The sequence below is a fragment of the Limnohabitans sp. Hippo3 genome (assembly GCF_003063665.1).
Classification (GTDB): Bacteria; Pseudomonadota; Gammaproteobacteria; order Burkholderiales; family Burkholderiaceae_C; genus Limnohabitans_A.
On sequence record NZ_NESF01000003.1, the window covers coordinates 200,119 to 218,539 of the forward strand.

Below are 18,421 nucleotides of genomic sequence, written 5' to 3' on the forward strand. Positions count from 1 at the left end.
AACTTTGATCACACATCGAAGGGTGTGCATTGGTCAAGGCTGTTATGCCAAGTTGACGCATTCAAAAAAGGCTGAAAGGCCGGGCTGAAAAGTCCAAATCTGATTCGAAACTCTATGAATTCGTTGTCTTGACGTGGTCAAGATGACAACAAGTTATGCCTGATGACCATAGCAAGTTGGTCCCACTCCTTCCCATCTCGAACAGGACAGTGAAACGACTTAGCGCCGATGATAGTGCGGATTCCCGTGTGAAAGTAGGACATCGTCAGGCTTCTAACAGCCCAAAACGCCTCACCGTCCGGTGGGGCGTTTTGCTTTGTGTGATGGGGTTCCTCATCCACCTGCAACTTTTCCACTTTTTCATTGATTTGCAAGGGTTTTTACCTGATTGACCGCGAGTTGATTTGCTCAAATACTTGAAGTATCAAATATATGGACCTGAATCAATGAGTTTGTATGGTCTAAAGCAAAGAGAGTGAACATGAAAATCGTGTGCATTGGCGGTGGTCCTTCCGGCTTGTACTTCGCGTTGCTGATGAAAAAACTCGGCCCGCACCACGACATCACGGTGGTGGAGCGCAACAAGCCCTATGACACCTTTGGTTGGGGTGTGGTGTTTTCCGACCAGACGCTCGAAAACATGCGCCAGTGGGACCTTGAAACCGCCAACGAGGTGCAGCAGGCCTTCAACCACTGGGACGATATCGAGTTGCACTTCAAGGACCGCGTGATCCGCTCTGGCGGTCACGGTTTTGTGGGCATCGGCCGCAAGAAGCTGCTCAACATCCTGCAAGCGCGATGCGAGGAATTGGGGGTGAAGCTGCTGTTTGAGCAGGACGTGCAATCCGATCTTGACTTCCCCGATGCTGACCTGATCATCGCCAGCGACGGCATCAACTCGCGTGTGCGCAGCCGCATGCCCGAGGTCTTTCAGCCCGACATTGTGACGCGGCCTAACCGCTACATCTGGCTGGGCACCAACCGCCTGTACGACGCTTTCACCTTCTTGTTCGAGAAGACCGAACACGGCTGGTTTCAGGCGCACGTGTACAAATTCGACAACCAGACATCGACCTTCATCGTCGAGTGCCCTGAGCACGTCTGGCTGGCCCACGGTCTGGACAAGGCCGATCAGGATGCCTCGATTGCCTTTTGTGAAAAGCTCTTTGCTAAGAACCTGCAGGGCGAAAAGCTGATGACCAATGCCCGCCACCTGCGCGGATCGGCGTGGCTCAATTTCCAGCGCGTGAAGTGCGCCAACTGGTCGACCTTCAACGGCAACAGCCATGTGGTGCTGATGGGCGACGCGGTGCACACCGCGCATTTCGCGATCGGCTCGGGCACCAAGCTCGCGCTTGAAGACGCGATCGAGCTGGTTCGCCAGTTCAAGACCGTGGGCGACACGGCCGACCGCATTCCCGAGGTGCTGCAGAAGTACCAGGCCGTGCGGGAGATCGACGTGATCCGCCTGCAGAACGCGGCCTGGAACGCGATGGAGTGGTTCGAGGTCTGCGGCGAGCGCTACTGCGACCAGCTCGAACCCGAGCAGTTCATGTACTCCATGCTCACCCGAAGCCAGCGCATCAGCCACGAGAATTTGCGTCTGCGTGACAAGGCCTGGCTTGAAGGCTATGAGGCCTGGTTTGCAGGCCGTACCGCAACCCCGGGCATTCGCCCACCGATGTTCACGCCCTATACCCAACGCTCGGTCACGCTCAAGAACCGCGTGGTGGTATCGCCCATGGCGCAATACATGGCGGTGGACGGCCGCGTGGGCGACGACCACCTTGTGCACTTGGGCGCACGCGCCATGGGCGGTGCAGGGCTGGTGATGGTCGAGATGACTGCGCCCAGCGCCGACGGCCGCATCACGCACGGTTGCCCGGGCCTGTGGAATGACCAGCAGACCAGCGACTTTGCAAGAATAGTGGACTGGGTGCACGCCAAGTCAGACGCCAAGATCGGACTGCAGATCGGACACGCCGGGCCCAAAGGCTCCACCTGCCGTCCCTGGCAAGGCGCGGGCATGGACCAGCCTGTGCCCGCAGACGATGCAGAAGGCAACTGGCCTCTGATCGCTGCGTCAGCCATCCCGTATCTGCCCCATGGCGATGTTCCACGTGCCATGACGCTTGCCGACATGGAGCGCGTCACGGCTGACTTCGTGGCCTGCACGCAGCGCGCTGCCCAAGCAGGCTTTGACTGGCTGGAACTGCACTGTGCACACGGATATCTCTTGTCGAGTTTCATCAGTCCATTGACCAATCAGCGAACCGACGAGTACGGCGGTTCGCTCGCCAACCGTCTGCGTTACCCGGTAGAAGTGTTTGCCGCCGTGCGTGCAGCCTGGCCCAAACATCTGCCGATGTCGGTGCGCATCTCGGCGCACGACTGGGTCGAAGGTGGCATCACTCCGAGCGATGCGGTCGAGATCGCACGCGCCTTCAAGGCTGCAGGCGCCGATATGATCGACTGCTCGTCGGGCCAGGTCAGTGCGCAGCAAAAGCCCACTTATGGCCGCATGTACCAGACCCCGTTTGCCGACCGCATCCGCCAGGAAGCGGGCATCTCCACCATCGCGGTGGGCGCCATCAGCGAAGCCGACCACGTCAACAGCATCCTGGCCGCAGGGCGCGCCGACCTGTGCGCCGTGGCACGCCCGCATCTGGCCAACCCGGCCTGGACCCTGACCGAAGCGGCGCGCATCGGCTTCAAGGACATCGTCTGGCCGCGTGGCTACGTGTCGGGCAAGCCGCAGCTCGAAGCAGGTTTTGCCCGCGAGCGTGCCATGCAGACCGCGAGCAAAGGAGACTGAGATGTTGAATTCACATGGGGGGACTTCAACTTCCTTGCAATTTGAATTTGTGGGAGCGACTCCCTCGTCGCGAATGGGCGGCCGTCGCGGCGAGGGCGCCGCTCCTACAGAGGTGAAAGCATGCTGAGCAACCGCCACGCCCTCATCACAGGCGCGGGCGCAGGCATTGGCGCTGCCATCGCGTCGCAGCTCGCGCAAGCGGGTTGCCGCTTGACCCTGTGTGGTCGCTCGCAAGATAAGCTGCAGGCGCAAGCCGAGGCGCTGCGTGCGCAAGTACCCGACGTGGCGGTGATGATCGCGCCCATGGATGTGGCCGATGAACACGCCGTGCAAGCGGCTGTTCAGCAAGCGCAAGCCCGCTTGGGTCCGGTCAACATCCTGGTCAACAACGCGGGTCAGGCACACAGTGCGCCCTTTGCCAAAACCGATGCCGCGCTGTGGCAGCAGATGCTGAATGTCAACCTCACGGGCACTTACCACTGCATCCAGGCGGTGCTGCCGGGCATGCTAGAAGCAGCAGCGAACGGAACACCGGGACGCATCGTGAACATCGCCAGCACAGCGGGCCTCAAGGGCTACGCCTATGTGAGTGCCTATGTAGCCGCCAAGCACGGCGTGGTGGGTCTGACCAAGGCCTTGGCGCTGGAGTTGGCCCGCAAGGGTGTGACGGTGAACGCGATTTGCCCGGGTTACACAGAGACCGACATCGTGCGCGAAGCGGTGCAGAACATCGTGAACAAAACCGGCAAGAGCGAAGTTGAAGCCCGCCAGGCACTGGCCGCCAGCAACCCGCAGCAGCGCCTGGTTCAACCGCAGGAAGTGGCGCAAAGCGTTTTGTGGCTGTGCGCAGCGGGCAGCGACGCGATCAACGGCCAGGCCATTGCGATTGACGGCGGGGAGCTGGCAGGATGAGCGCTCGACCTGACATTGACATGGAGGTGCGTGCCCACGCCGACCACCACGCCTCGCTGCGCCTGTGGCTGCGCCTGTTGTCGGCCACCATCCGCATCGAAGACACGATCCGCCAGCGCCTGCGTGAGCAGTTTGGCATCACGCTGCCGCGCTTTGACTTGATGGCGCAGCTGGAGCGCGAACCGCGAGGCCTGTCGATGAGCGAGCTGTCGCGCCGCATGATGGTCACGGGCGGCAACGTCACAGCCATAGTCGACCAGCTGGAAAAAGAACAACTCGTGCAACGCCAACCCCAGCCCGGAGACCGACGTGCGTTTGCGGTGCACCTGACGCCTGCTGGTCGCGAGGCTTTTGCCGCCATGGCCAGTGCCCACGAAAGCTGGGTGGTCGAGTTGCTGTCGCCCTTGCCCGCACAGCAGCAAGAGCAACTTCACCAATTGCTGGGCACCCTGAAGACGGGTCAACCCAGCCCACCCCCCATCCACCCACACACGGAATGAACCGAGGAGAACCCATGAGCACACGCTACCTGCCAGGGCAGCCGCACCAGCTGCCCCGCCACAACCAAGCCATGGCGGCTTATCAACCAGAACACTTCTTGTTGTCCGTCAAAGACGGTGTAGCCACAGTGAGCCTGAACCGCCCCGAGCGCAAGAACCCGCTGTCTTTCGACTCTTACGCCGAGCTACGTGATTTTTTCCGCGCCTTGCCCTACGCACCCGACATCCACGCTGTGGTCATCACGGGCGAGGGCGGCAACTTCTGCTCGGGTGGCGATGTGCACGAGATCATTGGCCCGCTCACGAAGCTGGACATGCCCGGCCTCCTGGCCTTCACCCGCATGACGGGCGACTTGGTCAAGGCCATGCGTGCTTGCCCGCAGCCCATCATCGCCGCCATCGACGGCGTGTGCGCGGGCGCAGGGGCCATCTTGGCCATGGCGTCTGACCTGCGCTACGGCACCGAGCGTAGCAAGACTTATTTCCTGTTCAACAAGGTGGGCCTGGCCGGTTGCGACATGGGCGCCTGCGCGCTCTTGCCGCGCATCATCGGCCAAGGGCGCGCCAGCGAGCTGCTCTTCACCGGGCGTGGCCTGGGTGCGCTGGAGGCCGAGCGCTGGGGTTTTTACAACCGCGTGTGCGATGCAGGCACTGTGCTGGCCGATGCACAGGCCATGGCCGCACAGCTGGTGGCAGGCCCCACCTTTGCCAACGGCATCACCAAGAAGATGCTTCAGCAGGAATGGAACATGGGCGTGGACGAAGCCATCGAGGCCGAAGCCCAGGCCCAGGCCATCTGCATGGCCACGAACGACTTCCACCGGGCATACCACGCCTTTGTGGGCAAGCAAACGCCAGTGTTCGAGGGGGATTGAGCCATGTCCGACCACACAGCGTCACACCCAGCAGAACTCGACTGGCCCTTCTTTGACGACAGCCACCGCGACTTCAAAGTGCGGCTGGACGCCTGGTGCAACGAACACCTGGCACACGCACACCACGACGAAAGCCGCGACGCGGTGGACGCTGAATGCATCCGTCTGGTGCGCCTGCTGGGCAGCGGCGGCTGGCTCAAGCATGCCGTCTCGGGCACGGCCTACGGCGCAGCGTCTGACGCCATCGATACCCGACAACTGTGCCTGCTGCGCGAAACGCTGGCTTTCCACAACGGTTTGTCGGACTTCGCGTTTGCCATGCAGGGCTTGGGCACGGGCGCCATCAGCCTCATGGGCACAGCCGACCAAAAGCAGCGTTACCTGCCGCGTGTGGCGTCGGGCCAGGCCCTGAGCGCCTTTGCCTTGAGCGAGCCCGATGCAGGCTCGGACGTGGCCGCCATGCAGTGCAGTGCCACGGCTACGGCAGACGGCTATGTGCTCAACGGTCGCAAGACCTGGATCAGCAATGGGGGCATCGCCGATTTTTATGTGGTGTTCGCCCGCACAGGCGAAGCGCCCGGCGCACGCGGCATCACGGCTTTCATTGTCGATGCCGACATGCCCGGTCTGTCGATTGAAGAGCGCATCGACGTGGTGGCGCCCCACCCGTTGGCCACGCTCAAGTTTGATAACTGCAAAGTCGCTGCCAAGCAGCGCATTGGCGAAGCGGGCCAGGGCTTCAAGGTCGCCATGGCCACGCTCGATGTGTTTCGTACCTCGGTGGCGGCGGCCGCTTTGGGTTTTGGGCGGCGTGCGCTGCACGAGTCCATCGCCTGGGCACGGTCACGCCAGATGTTTGGCCAAACCTTGGGCGACTTTCAGATCACGCAAACCAAGATCGCGCAGATGGCGACGATGCTGGACGCGGCCACGCTCTTGACCTACCGCGCCGCTTGGTTGCGTGACCAAGGCGGGCGTATCACCCGCGAAGCGGCCATGGCCAAGATGACCGCCACCGAAAACGCCCAGCAGATCATCGACATGGCGGTGCAGATGCACGGAGGCATGGGCGTCAAAAAGGGCGTGATGGTGGAGTCGCTGTACCGCGAGATCCGAGCGCTGCGCATTTACGAAGGCGCGACCGAAGTGCAGCAGCTGATCATCGGCAAAGATTTGCTGAAAGGTTGACATGAGCGACTGGAACCAACTGCTGCCCAGCAGCCACACCGACACTTTTGCGCGTGACCGGCTGCCACCCCAAGACCAATGGCCCGTGTTCATCGCAGATCGACCCGAGCTGGCTTACCCCGACGTCCTCAACTGCGCGGTGGAATTGGTAGACCGCCATGTGCAAGCGGGTCGGGGTGAGCGCATCGCGCTGCATGGCGTGAGCGATTTTTCCAGCAGCTCAGCTGACTTCAGCTGGACGTATGCGCAGTTGCAAGACAAGAGCAACCGCATCGCCCAGGTGCTGACACAAGACATGGGCCTCGTGCCCGGCAACCGCATTTTGCTGCGCGGTGGCAACAGCCCCATGATGGCCGCTTGCTTGCTGGGCGCGATCAAGGCGGGTCTTGTCGCCGTGCCCACCATGCCGCTGCTGCGTGCGGGCGAGCTGGCCCAGATCATCGACAAGGCCCAGGTCAGCGCCGCGCTGTGCGACAGCCTGCTGGCCGACGAACTGCAGCACTGCATGACGCCCGGCCACGCCAGCCACATGGCCAGCTTGCAGCAGCTGGTGCAGTTCCGCAGCGATGCCCCTGATGGCCTGGAGCATCGGATGCAGCGGCAGAGCGACGCGTACACCGCCCACCCCACCAGCCGCGATGACGTGTGCCTGATCGCGTTCACCAGCGGCACCACGGGCAAGCCCAAGGGCACCATGCACTTTCACCGCGATGTGCTGGCCATGTGCGATTTGTTTCCGCGTCACATCTTGCAGATGGACGAAACCGATGTGGTCTGCGGCACGCCGCCCATCGCCTTCACATTCGGCTTGGGTGGTCTGCTGGCGTTTCCGCTGCGCTATGGCGCAAGCACTGTGCTGCTCGAAAAGCACACGCCCGAGACCTTGATGCAGACCATTGCCAAGTACCGCGCCACGCAGTGCTATACCGCGCCCACCATGTACCGCCAAATAGCAACGCTGGCCAAAGGTGTTGACCTGACGAGCCTCAAACACCCCGTCTCGGCAGGCGAGGCCTTGCCCGACGCCACCCGCCAGCTGTGGAAGCAGGCCACGGGCATCGAGATGACCGACGGCATTGGCGGCACCGAAGTGATCCACATCTACATCTCGAGCGCGGGCGCGCAGGTGCGCCCCGGCAGCATTGGCCAAGTGGTGCCCGGCTATGTGGCACAGATCGTGGATGACGACATGCAGCCCGTGCCGCCCGGCACCTTGGGGCGGCTCGCGGTGCGCGGCCCCACGGGCTGCAAATACCTGGCCGACCCGCGCCAGCAAGACTATGTGAAAGACGGCTGGAACCTGCCCGGCGACACCTTCGTCATGGACTTGGACGGGTACTTCAGCTACCAGGCGCGCAACGACGACATGATCATCTCGGCGGGCTACAACATCGCAGGCCCCGAGGTGGAAGGCGCTTTGCTGCAACACCTGGCCGTGGCCGAATGCGGCGTGGTCGGCATGCCCGACGAAGACCGTGGCCACATCGTGCAGGCCTATGTGGTGCTCAAGCCCGGCCACACGGGCGATGCGGCCATGGAAAAAGCCCTGCAAGAGCACGTTAAGCAAACCATCGCCCCGTTCAAGTACCCGCGCAAAGTGGTCTTTTTGGACGCCTTGCCCCGCACCGAAACCGGCAAACTGCAGCGCTTCAAGCTGCGTCAAATTTCTTAAGGAGCCCTCCATGTTCAACGTCTTGCAACCCGAAGGCTGGGCCCCCGCCAAAGGCTATGCCAATGGCATCGAAGCACGCGGCCGCATGGTGTTCGTCGCAGGCATGATCGGCTGGAACGGCCAGGCCCAATTCGAGACCGACGACTTTGTGGCCCAGTGCCGGCAGGCCCTGCAAAACATTGTCGATACGTTGGCCTGCGCAGGTGCAGGCCCACAGCACATGGCCCGCATGACCTGGTACGTCAAGGACAAGAAGGAATACCTGGCACGCGGCAGAGAGCTGGGCAAGGTCTATCAGGAAGTCATCGGCAGAAACTACCCGACCATGACGCTGGTGCAAGTGGCTGATTTGGTGGAAGACCGGGCGCTGGTGGAGATTGAGGTCACGGCGGTGGTGCCGGACTGACTGGGTTCGCGGCTTGTGTGATGGCTACGGCTGTGCAGATCGATGGGTAAGGTCAGCGGAGGGTTTAGTTTGGGAGTTGTTGTTGTCGCTAATTTAATTTTTTAAAATAATATGATAATTGCTATTAAAAATTTTTGGCTTGGTAAATAATTGCCATATTTCCACTGTGATTTTTTGCAGTATATATTGGGAGAATTCAATGTCCTCAGTCCTGAAAAAATATAAGAAGATTTCCTATCAAAAACTTTCTGCCAGCATGAAGGAGTCATACAATTTTCAAAAAGCATCGGCCGTCCTTGCTGATTACGGCTTTGTAACGAATCTTCTGCCATATGATTGGATGGGCGCTGACTTTTTGGCGCAACATCTTGATGGTGACTGGCTAAAGATTCAGCTTAAAGGGCGTATTACGATAGACCCAAAGTATGAAAATAAAGAAATTTTCATTATGTTTGAAGATAAAAAAACAAATTGCTGGTACCTATATCCGCACGATAAACTAGTCGACTACTGCAGAAAAAATCATCCCACCAAAGCCTTTTCAGCCAAAGGCTTTAGTCGTGGGGTAGGGACTGCGTGGATTGTAAAGTGGCTTGAAGCATATAAAATAATTTCAGTCTAAACCGATATCATCTTTTAATTCGGCGGCCCATATTGATAGAAATTTTCGATCTGGAATTTTTTTAGTGTATTTTTGCCAATACATTTTAATTGCTTGTGATCTACCCTGAACGTCCTTGTATGTTGGGTCATATCGATTCCAAGTGAATAAATATTTTGGAATTCCTGCTGAATTTTCCATCACGATTCTTTCAAATATTCCACCTTGTTGTTCAAACAACGTCCAATTTCTTCCGAAGCCAATATCGGCACCAGCGATGACAATTGCAGTTGGACAAATTTTATTTGAGTTGTACAGAGCATGATATGTGGCTACGCCCTCGCCAAAGACATATAATAAAGAGAATCGGTCTGGGCCATGCGATGGATTTGTTTTTGACCGCCTTTTCATTACTGTCCAAATAGAAAATGGTGCTTGCCCGCTATTGGCAATTGACTTATTACGATTTATCAATTCGGGAATTGAGTCATCTGGGCGTGCGCCATAGAAATCGGTGACTGTAGGGTAGATGGTTGGCCTTGTGTATTCTGATAATTCATCTTTTTTGATTTCTCGTATAAAAACTGGTTCATAACCTCCAAATCTAGAGATTTTTCTTAAGATAGTTTCTTTGTCACAGTAGTAATCTACATACACAAAACTATGTGAAAAGCCCCCATAGGCTTCGATAGGACTCCCATCAAAACCACAGCCAGGGTAATAAATAGAACCAGTTAGTACGGCTTGACGGTCAAAGTGTGATTCTTCGTCAACCTCCGCCAGCCAGAGTGGCATAGGATTAGGCGACAGTTGCTTTCGTCTCATGCAAGTTTGATTGTTCTAAAGTAAAGAGAAATCAATGGCTTATGTTGAACTTGCTAGAGCATTGTTCGGATCGTTTTACTGCAATGCTTGCAACATCGCTGAGGGATTGCGATCAATCACGTTGAGCAACACCAGCGATGCGCAGCTTGGCGAGCGGTCGCCACGCTCCCAATGGCGCAGTGTTGCTACTGAAAAACCAAAGCGTGCAGCAAACTGTTCTTGTGTCAGGCTCAGTCGCTGTCGCAGGTCCGACACATTGACGGCCTGAGGCTGGTACAGCTTCACGCCAGTGGTTTCTGTGTCTTTGGTCTTGGCATGTGCAATGGCCTCAGTCAAGCCTTGTTTGATGATCTTGAATGCGTTGGTCATGTGTGTTTACTTTCACGATTCGACCACATTTTCGCCAGCATGTGTATGCGCCGCAATCAAGCTCTCCAACATAAGCTTAAGTTGATGCGCCTGTTCCGCCCCCAAGGCAGACACCACTTGCGCTTCGTGCGCTTTGGCTTGCTTCAGTAGCGGCTGCACTTTGCGCCGACCTGCGGCCGTGAGGCTCACCAGGCTTTGGCGTTTGTCATGTGCAGCGTCGCAACGCGTGACCCACCCGGCGTCTTGCATGCGGCCCACCAGCTTGGTCACGGTGGGTTGTTTGGCCAGCACGATGCTGGCGAGTTCGTTGATGCTCAAACTGTCTTTTCCCGACAGGCTCGCCATGACGCGCCACTCCATCAGGCTCAGGCCGTTGGCCTCAACCACGGCGTGGAATTCGCTCGAAATCAAATGGCTGGCGCGTGCCAGCAAGTAGGCCAGGTAGTCGTCGACAAAGCCTGCTGAGTTGCTCATGCCAGTGGCGTGGTGGTGCTGAACTGACCGCCCTGGTAAACGAGCGGGGCCGAACCATCGCTGAACCCGCAGCGTTCCACTTCGCCCACAAAAATCACATGGTCGCCTTCTTCGTGGCGGTTGCGGTTGTGGCATTCAAACCAGGCCAGCGCGCCTTTCAAAATGGGTAACCCAGCTTGCCCCAGGGTGTAGGCGGTGTCGGCAAAGCGGTCGCCTTTCCCGTAGGCAAAGCGGTTGCACAAGTCGAGCTGGTCTGCGGCCAGCACATTCACCACATAATGCGTGCCCGCATGGAACAGCGGCAAGCTGCTGGCCCGGTGGCCCAAGCTCCACAGCACGAGCGGCGGCGTGAGCGACACCGAATTGAACGAGCTGGCGGTGATGCCCACAAAGCTGCTGCTGGCCGAATCGCCCTTGTGTGCACCTGATGCGAACGTGGTGATGACGGTCACTCCCGTGGCAAAGCGCGACAGTGCTTGTTTGAAATGCGGCGTTTCAAAGTCTGGACTCAGCGCTTTGATGTGAGATGGGGGAGCTTGGTGCATGGGTGGATGATAGTTGAATTGCATGAATTTTCATATAAACTGACCATTCATGTCTGCAGGAGAACCGTTCAGAGCTGCAGGCCAAGGAGACAAGCATGCTGGTGGAACGAATCGAAAACAGGTGGCTCGCGGCGTTTACCCGCACCTTCACGCTGTGCAAGGTGCAGCCTGGCGAAGTGGTCGCCATTTTGGCCGAAACCCAATCACGCCGGGTCAACGTGGACTTGGCCCGCCTCGCGCTGGAGGCCATGGGTGCCCGCGTGTTCGAGGTGACGCTGACAACGCCCGCACTCACCGCCCCCGCCCCGGTGCGATCCACAGGTGCCAGCGATGCGATTGGCCAGCTCGGCCCCGTGGTGGCGGCTCTCGCCCGCGCCGACATGGTGGTGGACTGCACCGTGGAAGGTCTGCTGCACGCGCCCGAGTTGCCCTCCATCATGAAAGGCGTGGACGGCCACCTGCCGCGCCTGCTCATGGTGTCCAACGAGCACCCTGAAATTTTAGAGCGCACCGTGCCTGATCCGGCGCTCGAAGGCGTGGTGCGAGCTGCGATGAAGAAGCTGCGTAGCGCACAACACATGCACGTCACGTCTGCCGCAGGCACCGACTTGCGCGTGAACCTGAAACACGGCGACAAACAAGCGGTGGTGGGCGGTGTGTGGGGCTTTTGCCCCAAGCCGGGCATGGTCTCGCACTGGCCTGCGGGGCTGGCGCTGGCATTCCCGGCCGCAGGCAGTGTCAACGGCACGCTGGTCATGGCCCCGGGCGATGTGAATCTGACCTTCAAAAGCTATTTGCGCGACACGATCCGCCTGACCATCGAGAACGACAGTGTGGTCACCATCGAGGGGCAGGGCGTCGATGTGGACATGATGCGTGGCTACTGGAAAGCCTGGGAAGACGCCGAAGGCCACCGCGCCGCTTATGCCGTCTCGCATGTGGGCTTTGGCCTGAACCCGGCAGCGCGTTGGGACGCCATGGCGTTTTACGACAAGCGCGACTGCAACGGCACCGAGCTGCGTGCCTTTGCGGGTAACTTTTTGTATTCGACCGGGGCCAACGAGGTGGCGGGCCGCCACACGCTGGGCCACTTTGACTTGCCCATGCGCGGCTGCACCATTAAGCTCGACGACACGGTGGTGGTCGATGCGGGAGTGGTTCAAACGGATGCGCTTTCATGATGCTGCAGGCACCCGCTTTCCTGAATCCATGTGGGAGCGAGCCCCCGCTCGCGAATGCAGGGCGGAGCCACGTTCAACATTCGGCCGCAGGGGCGGCCTCCCACATCAAACCTGCAACGCGGAAGATTTTCAGGCAGTACTTTTCATGAATACGCCCGCCTTCACCGACGTGGGCTTGCCCACACAACCCGCCGTGGTGTTCTTGCACGGCGTGGGCGGGGGTCGACACGGCTGGGCAGCGCAGCAAGCGCATGTGGCCGCTCTGGGTTGGCGCAGCCTGGCTTGGGACATGCCCGGTTATGGCGACAGCCCCACGGTCACCCCCTATGACTTCGCGCACCTGGCGCAAGCCCTGTGGCAGATGCTGGACGCAGCAGGCATCGACCAAGCGGTGTTGGTGGGCCACAGCATGGGCGCCATGGTCGCCCTGCAAGCCTGGACGCAAAAGCCTGAGCGCATCCGTGGCCTGCTGCTGGCCGCTAGCAGTCCGGCTTTTGGCAACAGCGATGGTGATTTTCAAAAGCAGTTTCTGGCACAGCGTCTGGCCCTTTTGGAAGCGGGCAAAACCATGGGCGACATCGCCGACAAGCTGATCTCCACCATGGCCGCGCCTGGTGGCGATGCGCTCAAGCTCAAGTCGGCACACCAAAGCATGTCGGCCGTGCCGCCCGCCACTTACCGCGCCGCCCTGCATGCGCTGGTGCAGTTTGAGCAACGCGCCGCTTTACCCACCCTTACCGTGCCCGTGCTGTGCCTGGCCGCAGGGCATGACCGCACCGCACCGCCCACCGTGGTGCAGCGCATGGCGCAGAAAATTCCAGGTGCGCGCTACGCCTGCCTGGCCGGGGCAGGGCATTTGCTGCATTACGAACAGCCCGAGGCGTTCAACGCCGAACTCGAAAAATTCCTGAAGGACGTGAAACCATGAGCGACGTGCAAGACAAAACGATGCCGCACACCATGCCCATCTGTGGCGACGACTACCCCCTGACCGAGAAGCAGCAAAAGCTGATGGCCTTGGCCCGTCAGCTGGGCCGCGAGAAGTTCGCCCCCCGCGCTGCGCAACTGGACCGTGACGCGCAGTTCCCGTTTGCCAACTACAACGACATGCGTGACTCGGGCCTGCTGGCGCTTTGCGTGCCCGAAGCGCACGGCGGCCAGGGGGCCGATTACGCGACGTATGCCATGGTCTCGGCCGAGATTGGTCGCTATTGCGGCGCCACCGCGCTCACCTTCAACATGCACGTCTGCACCATGCTCTGGAGCGGCTTGTTGTCTGAAGACCTGGAGATGACGCCAGAGCATCGCGCCAGCCACCGCCAGCACCAGGCCACCCACTTTGCCCGGGTGGTGAAAGACGGTGCGATTTACGCGCAGCCGTTCTCGGAAGGCGGTGCAGCAGCGTCAGGCGCTCAGCCCTTCGGCACCCTCGCTGTCAAAGTCGATGGCGGCTGGAAGATCAACGGCAAAAAAATCTTTGCATCCTTGTCCGACGCTGCCGATTACTTTGGCGTGCTGTGCACCGAGAAAAAGGAAGGTTCAGACCTTTCGCGCCGTGACACCCTGTACCTGGCCATACCCCGCACGGCACCGGGCCTCACCATCGAAGGCGATTGGGACCCGCTGGGCATGCGCGCCACCGTGTCGCGCAACCTCATCTTCAAAGACGTGTTCGTGCCCGACGACGCGGCGCTGATGCCGCAAGGTCTGTACTTTCAGGCCGCCAGCCGCTGGCCGCACATGTTCATGACGCTCTCGCCCACCTACATGGGCATCGCGCAAGCGGCGTACGACTTCACCGTGGCCTATTTGCGTGGCGAGATTCCCGGCACGGGCCCCGTCAAGCGCCGCCAGTTCGCCACCAAGCAAATCGCCGTGGCCGAGATGTTTGTCAAACTCGAACAAACCCGCAACCTCTTCTTGCGCGCCATTGAAGACGCCAAGGTCGACCCGAGCAAGTCGACCCGCCTGCGCGCCTATGCCGCGCAGTACACCATCATGGAGAACGCGCAAGACATCGCCCGCTTGGCGATCCGCACCTGCGGCGGCCAGTCCATGCTCAAAAGCCTGCCGCTCGAGCGCCTGTACCGCGATGCACGCTGCGGCTCGCTCATGCTGCCCTGGACGGCCGAGCTGTGCATGGACCGCATCGGGCGCGAAGCGCTGTACGAACCCGGCGAAAAAGACGAGTGATGTGGGGCGACGAAACCAGCCCCATCGCGGCCCGTTTTGCACAGCTGGCGCAGGACTGCGGCACGCATCCCGCCATGACCTTCCGAGGCGACGAGCGCAAAACAGGCGGCACCTTCGCCTATGACTTTGCCAAGTTCTGGCGACGTGTGCAGCGGGTCACCGCGCACCTGCAGTCGACCTGGGGCGTGCAGCCGGGCGACCGCGTGGCCTGGCTCGGTTTTAACCACGAACTGCAACTCGTCACGCTGGTGGCCTGCGCCCGTTTGGGTGCGATTTTTTTGCCGCTGAATTTTCGCCTGGCCGTGCCCGAGCTGCAGCAGGTCATGGGAGACGCCCAGCCGCGCTTGCTGGTGTACGACACCCACCATGCCGATACAGTCCATGCGTTGCAAGGCGAGGGCCTGCAGCACACCCACCAGGACAGCCTGATCGCCACCGCCTCGCCTCGGGCCTTGCCGTTGCCCGACGTGCATGGCGAGCTGCCGCTGCTGCTGGTCTACACCTCGGGCACTACGGGCGTGCCCAAGGGGGCGGTGCACACGCAAGCGGCGCTGCTGGCCAACGCGCGAGCCAGTGCCTGGGCGCACGACTTTGTGCCGGGCGACAAGGTGCTGTCCACCTTGCCCATGTTCCATGTGGGTGGCCTGTGCATCCAGACCCTGCCCGCCTTGCTGTCGGGCATCGAGGTGGTGCTGCACCCGCGCTTTGACCCGGCGGCCTGGCTGGGTGAAATGAACACCAGCCGCCCGACGCTGTCGCTCTTGGTGCCCGCCACCATGCGCGCCGTGTTTGAACACCCACGCTGGGCCGACACCTCGCTCGCCTGCCTGCGCGGTGTGATGACCGGCTCGTCCACTGTGCCCGTGGCTTACCTCGAAACGCTGCACGAACGCGGTGTGCCCGTGGGCCAGGTCTATGGCACCACCGAGACCGGCCCGGTGTCCATCGTGCTGCGCCTGCCCGAGGCCATGGCCCGCGTGGGTGATTCGGGCTGGCCGCACCCGGAGGCGCAAGTCAAACTCATCGACGATCAAGGGCAGGAAGTCGGCCCCGGAGAGACGGGCGAAGTCTGCATCCGCGCTGCCAACCTGATGTGCGGTTACTGGCGTACCGACGGAGAGCTCAGCTCAGGCCTGCAGGACGGCTGGTTCCATTCGGGCGATCTGGGTCAGCGTGCCGAAGACGGCTGCATCACCATCGTGGGCCGCAGCAAAGACATGATCATCTCGGGCGGCGAGAACATCTACCCGGCCGAAATCGAAAACCAGCTCGTCACCCTGCCCGGCGTGGCCGAAAGCGCCGTGGTCGGCCTGCCCGATGCGCGCTGGGGCGAAGTGCCTGTGGCCGTGCTGGTGCGCTCGCCCGACGCCGCAGGGCAGGCATTGGACGCAGAGGCGGTGCTGGCGCATTTGCAGTCGCGCATTGCACGCTTCAAATTGCCCCGCCGTGTGGTGTTCATGGACAGTCTGCCCAAAAGCGCTTTGGGCAAGGTGCTTAAGCCGCAGCTGCAGGCCCAATTGACTAGAACAAACCCTTAAATCAACCGGCTTTCTTCGCCTGAGTGACAGTGTTCGCGCAGGCGAGTGGCATCATGCTTTGCATCTGTTGCAAGGAGACAAGCATGGTCCATTTTCCAAAGTCATTCACGCGTCGTCCAGTGTTGGGCATGGCCGCGGCACTGTTGTTGTCGGCGGCCCCTGCCAGCTGGGCGCAAACCGCTTGGCCTAACAAGCCGGTCAAGATCGTGGTGCCTTTTGCACCCGGCGGCACCACCGACATTTTGGCCCGCGCCATCGCGCCGGACCTGGCCAAGGCCTTTGGCCAGCAATTCGTGATCGAAAACAAAGGCGGAGCCGGGGGCAACCTGGGGGCCGAACAAGTGGCCAAGTCGGCGGGCGATGGTTACACCCTGCTCATGGGCACGGTGGGCACGCACGGCATCAACCGCGCCTTGTACAGCAAGCTGCCCTATGACCCCTTCAAGGACTTTGTGCCCATCACCCTGGTGGCGGGTGTGCCTAATGTGATGGTGGTCAACGCCGAAAAAGCCGCCGCCAACAAGATCAACAACGTCAAGGATTTCATCCAGTACGCCAAAGCCAACCCCGGCAAGCTGAACATGGCCTCCAGCGGCAATGGCACGTCCATCCATCTGGCGGGCGAGCTGTTCAAGTCGCAAACCGGCACTTTCATGGCGCACATCCCTTACCGGGGTTCCGGTCCCGCCTTGCTCGATTTGGTGGGCGGCAGCATGGACGTGATGTTCGACAACCTGCCCTCGGCCATGCAACTCATCAAGGCGGGCAAACTCAAGGCCTTGGCCGTGACCAGCAGCCAGCGTTCGGCAGCACTGCCCGACTTGCCGACCGTCGAAGAAGCGGGTGGCCTCAAAGGCTTTGAAGCCAGCAGCTGGTTCGGTTTGCTGGCCCCCGCAGGCACGCCTGCCGACGTGGTCAGCCGCATCCAGCAAGAAGTAGCCAAGTCGCTCGCCACCCCGGCCATGAAAGAACGCCTCGCCACCTTGGGTGCGATCCCCAGCGGCAACACGCCCGCGCAGTTTGCCGCGCTGATTGACGCTGAGCACAAAAAGTGGGCCGAGGTGGTCAAAGCCTCGGGTGCCAAGGTCGACTGATGGCCTGGTTTGAAGGCTTCGAGCGGCAAACGCGCACAGTGGCGGGCTTGCCCGTCTGCTTTCGGCAATCGGCCAACTGGACAGCGCAATCTCATCTGCCCGTGCTGGTCTTGCTGCACGGCTTTCCGCAAACCCATGTCATGTGGCACCGCGTCGCGCAAAACCTGCGTGGCCGTTACCGCTTGGTGATGCCCGACTTGCGGGGCTATGGCGATTCGTCGCACGCCGTGGGCGACGCCGAGCATGCCCACTACAGCAAACGCGCCATGGCGCAAGAAGTGGTGGGCCTGCTCGACGCCTTGGGTGTGGGCGATTTTTTCCTGTGCGGTCACGACCGGGGCGGGCGCGTGGCGCACCGTTTGGCGCTGGACCATGCATCGCGTGTGCGCAAGTTGTGCGTGATCGACATCGCGCCCACTTTCGACATGTACGGCGGTCTGTGGGGCAAAAAACCGGAGGTCTCTGGCCCGGTGGCCGACCCGTACTTTGCCTTTGCGCAGGCCTATTACCACTGGTTCCACCTGACGCAACCCGCGCCCTTGCCCGAGTTCATGATCGGCGGCAACCCCAAGGCCTATTTGCACGCCAAGCTGGGCGGCTGGGGCAGCGAGGGCTTGGGCTACATCGAGCCTGAAGCCTTGGCCGAATACGAACGCGCCTTTTGCAACCCCGCACTCAACGACAAGGGCTGGCCTGCCGCTATCCACAGCGCAGCCGAAGACTACCGCGCCAGTGCAGGCATCGACCTGCAGCACGACCGTGAAAGCCGAGAGCGCGGTGACAAAATCGCCTGCGACACCTTGGTCCTGTGGGGCAGCCGGGGCGTGGTCAACCGCATGTTCAAACCGGTTGAGCTGTGGCAGGCGCAATGCGCGGTGCGTGTCAGTGGCCAGGTCATGCCCTCCGGGCATTTCATCCCTGAAGAATTGCCCGAAGCCACCAGCGACGCGCTGGCGCAGTGGATGGTGTGACGGCTGGTCCCGTCACTTTCCGTTCTCTGTCGCCCCCGACTTGGTTTAGCTCTGTCACCCTCGTCATAGCCTAGTGCTGTCACCCTCGACTTGATCGGGGGTCCATGCTTTCGCCAGCCATGGATACCCGCGAAGGCGCATATGCGCTAACTTAAAATATCAATTTGAGATATGCTCTTCTCCATTGCGTATGGAAGGAGAAGGCCATGGAGTGCTCGGTGCAGCCGTCGGAATTTGTTCGCCTCGATGAGGACTGGCAGCT

At 60.5% G+C, this 18,421-nt stretch carries 18 protein-coding genes and 1 rRNA gene; 15 read left to right on the top strand and 4 right to left on the bottom strand.

Going from position 1 to position 18,421, the window contains the following annotated elements:
* Nucleotides 1-158 precede the first annotated feature (158 nt).
* The 9 genes from rrf (at nucleotide 159) to B9Z34_RS06785 (ending at nucleotide 8,990) form a co-directional block, all read left to right on the top strand.
* Nucleotides 159-271: ribosomal RNA gene (gene rrf, locus B9Z34_RS06745) — 5S ribosomal RNA — on the top strand.
* Between the two features lie 210 nt (nucleotides 272-481).
* Nucleotides 482-2,815 carry a bifunctional salicylyl-CoA 5-hydroxylase/oxidoreductase gene (locus tag B9Z34_RS06750; protein ID WP_108427329.1) on the top strand — a complete coding sequence of 778 codons (2,334 nt, stop codon included), beginning with the start codon at nucleotides 482-484 and terminating at the stop codon, nucleotides 2,813-2,815.
* Between the two features lie 120 nt (nucleotides 2,816-2,935).
* Nucleotides 2,936-3,727: an SDR family NAD(P)-dependent oxidoreductase gene (locus B9Z34_RS06755; protein WP_108427330.1), complete on the top strand. Its 792-nt coding sequence runs from the start codon at nucleotides 2,936-2,938 to the stop codon at nucleotides 3,725-3,727.
* Nucleotides 3,724-4,227 carry a MarR family winged helix-turn-helix transcriptional regulator gene (locus B9Z34_RS06760; RefSeq protein WP_108427331.1) on the top strand — a complete coding sequence of 168 codons (504 nt, stop codon included), beginning with the start codon at nucleotides 3,724-3,726 and terminating at the stop codon, nucleotides 4,225-4,227. Before B9Z34_RS06755 ends, B9Z34_RS06760 begins: the two co-directional genes overlap by 4 nt.
* A 14-nt stretch (nucleotides 4,228-4,241) precedes the next feature.
* Nucleotides 4,242-5,102 carry an enoyl-CoA hydratase family protein gene (locus B9Z34_RS06765; RefSeq protein WP_108427332.1) on the top strand — a complete coding sequence of 287 codons (861 nt, stop codon included), beginning with the start codon at nucleotides 4,242-4,244 and terminating at the stop codon, nucleotides 5,100-5,102.
* Nucleotides 5,103-5,105: 3 nt separating this feature from the next.
* Nucleotides 5,106-6,290, top strand: coding sequence for an acyl-CoA dehydrogenase family protein (locus tag B9Z34_RS06770; protein WP_108427333.1), 1,185 nt, complete (start codon nucleotides 5,106-5,108; stop codon nucleotides 6,288-6,290).
* Nucleotides 6,291-6,309: 19 nt separating this feature from the next.
* Entirely contained in the window at nucleotides 6,310-7,962 is a 1,653-nt protein-coding gene (locus tag B9Z34_RS06775; protein ID WP_199220088.1) for an AMP-binding protein, read from the top strand.
* A gap of 10 nt (nucleotides 7,963-7,972) precedes the next feature.
* Complete coding sequence (locus B9Z34_RS06780) at nucleotides 7,973-8,368, top strand: RidA family protein (protein ID WP_108427335.1); 396 nt, start codon at nucleotides 7,973-7,975, stop codon at nucleotides 8,366-8,368.
* 199 nt (nucleotides 8,369-8,567) lie between these two features.
* Nucleotides 8,568-8,990 (top strand): hypothetical protein, encoded by a 423-nt coding sequence (locus tag B9Z34_RS06785; RefSeq protein WP_108427336.1) that lies wholly within the window; start codon nucleotides 8,568-8,570, stop codon nucleotides 8,988-8,990.
* Here B9Z34_RS06785 and B9Z34_RS14465 read toward each other — a convergent pair.
* From B9Z34_RS14465 to B9Z34_RS06800, 4 genes are all read right to left on the bottom strand, one after another.
* On the bottom strand, nucleotides 8,982-9,764 hold the full coding sequence (locus tag B9Z34_RS14465; protein ID WP_158268705.1) for a hypothetical protein: 783 nt from the start codon (nucleotides 9,762-9,764) through the stop codon (nucleotides 8,982-8,984). The two genes, B9Z34_RS06785 and B9Z34_RS14465, sit on opposite strands and share 9 nt — an antisense overlap.
* Before the next feature lie 105 nt (nucleotides 9,765-9,869).
* Nucleotides 9,870-10,163 (bottom strand): DNA-binding transcriptional regulator, encoded by a 294-nt coding sequence (locus B9Z34_RS06790; protein ID WP_108427337.1) that lies wholly within the window; start codon nucleotides 10,161-10,163, stop codon nucleotides 9,870-9,872.
* Nucleotides 10,164-10,175: 12 nt separating this feature from the next.
* The gene (locus B9Z34_RS06795; RefSeq protein WP_108427338.1) at nucleotides 10,176-10,637 is read right to left on the bottom strand and encodes a MarR family winged helix-turn-helix transcriptional regulator; all 462 of its coding nucleotides are present in this window, start codon (nucleotides 10,635-10,637) and stop codon (nucleotides 10,176-10,178) included.
* Complete coding sequence (locus tag B9Z34_RS06800; RefSeq protein WP_108427339.1) at nucleotides 10,634-11,182, bottom strand: flavin reductase family protein; 549 nt, start codon at nucleotides 11,180-11,182, stop codon at nucleotides 10,634-10,636. The genes B9Z34_RS06795 and B9Z34_RS06800 overlap by 4 nt, the downstream gene beginning before the upstream one ends.
* Before the next feature lie 95 nt (nucleotides 11,183-11,277).
* Here B9Z34_RS06800 and B9Z34_RS06805 point away from each other — a divergent pair, with 95 nt between their 5' ends.
* The 6 genes from B9Z34_RS06805 (at nucleotide 11,278) to B9Z34_RS06830 (ending at nucleotide 18,159) form a co-directional block, all read left to right on the top strand.
* Complete coding sequence (locus tag B9Z34_RS06805; protein WP_108427340.1) at nucleotides 11,278-12,363, top strand: peptidase M29; 1,086 nt, start codon at nucleotides 11,278-11,280, stop codon at nucleotides 12,361-12,363.
* A 145-nt stretch (nucleotides 12,364-12,508) separates the two neighbouring features.
* Nucleotides 12,509-13,291 carry an alpha/beta fold hydrolase gene (locus B9Z34_RS06810; protein ID WP_108427341.1) on the top strand — a complete coding sequence of 261 codons (783 nt, stop codon included), beginning with the start codon at nucleotides 12,509-12,511 and terminating at the stop codon, nucleotides 13,289-13,291.
* Nucleotides 13,292-13,311: 20 nt separating this feature from the next.
* Entirely contained in the window at nucleotides 13,312-14,556 is a 1,245-nt protein-coding gene (locus tag B9Z34_RS06815; protein WP_108427373.1) for an acyl-CoA dehydrogenase family protein, read from the top strand.
* Nucleotides 14,556-16,094, top strand: a complete 1,539-nt coding sequence (locus B9Z34_RS06820) for a class I adenylate-forming enzyme family protein (RefSeq protein WP_108427342.1) — start codon at nucleotides 14,556-14,558, stop codon at nucleotides 16,092-16,094. Before B9Z34_RS06815 ends, B9Z34_RS06820 begins: the two co-directional genes overlap by 1 nt.
* An 83-nt stretch (nucleotides 16,095-16,177) precedes the next feature.
* Nucleotides 16,178-17,188 (top strand): tripartite tricarboxylate transporter substrate binding protein, encoded by a 1,011-nt coding sequence (locus B9Z34_RS06825; protein ID WP_108427343.1) that lies wholly within the window; start codon nucleotides 16,178-16,180, stop codon nucleotides 17,186-17,188.
* Nucleotides 17,188-18,159, top strand: coding sequence for an alpha/beta fold hydrolase (locus tag B9Z34_RS06830; protein ID WP_108427344.1), 972 nt, complete (start codon nucleotides 17,188-17,190; stop codon nucleotides 18,157-18,159). The genes B9Z34_RS06825 and B9Z34_RS06830 overlap by 1 nt, the downstream gene beginning before the upstream one ends.
* Nucleotides 18,160-18,421 lie beyond the last annotated feature (262 nt).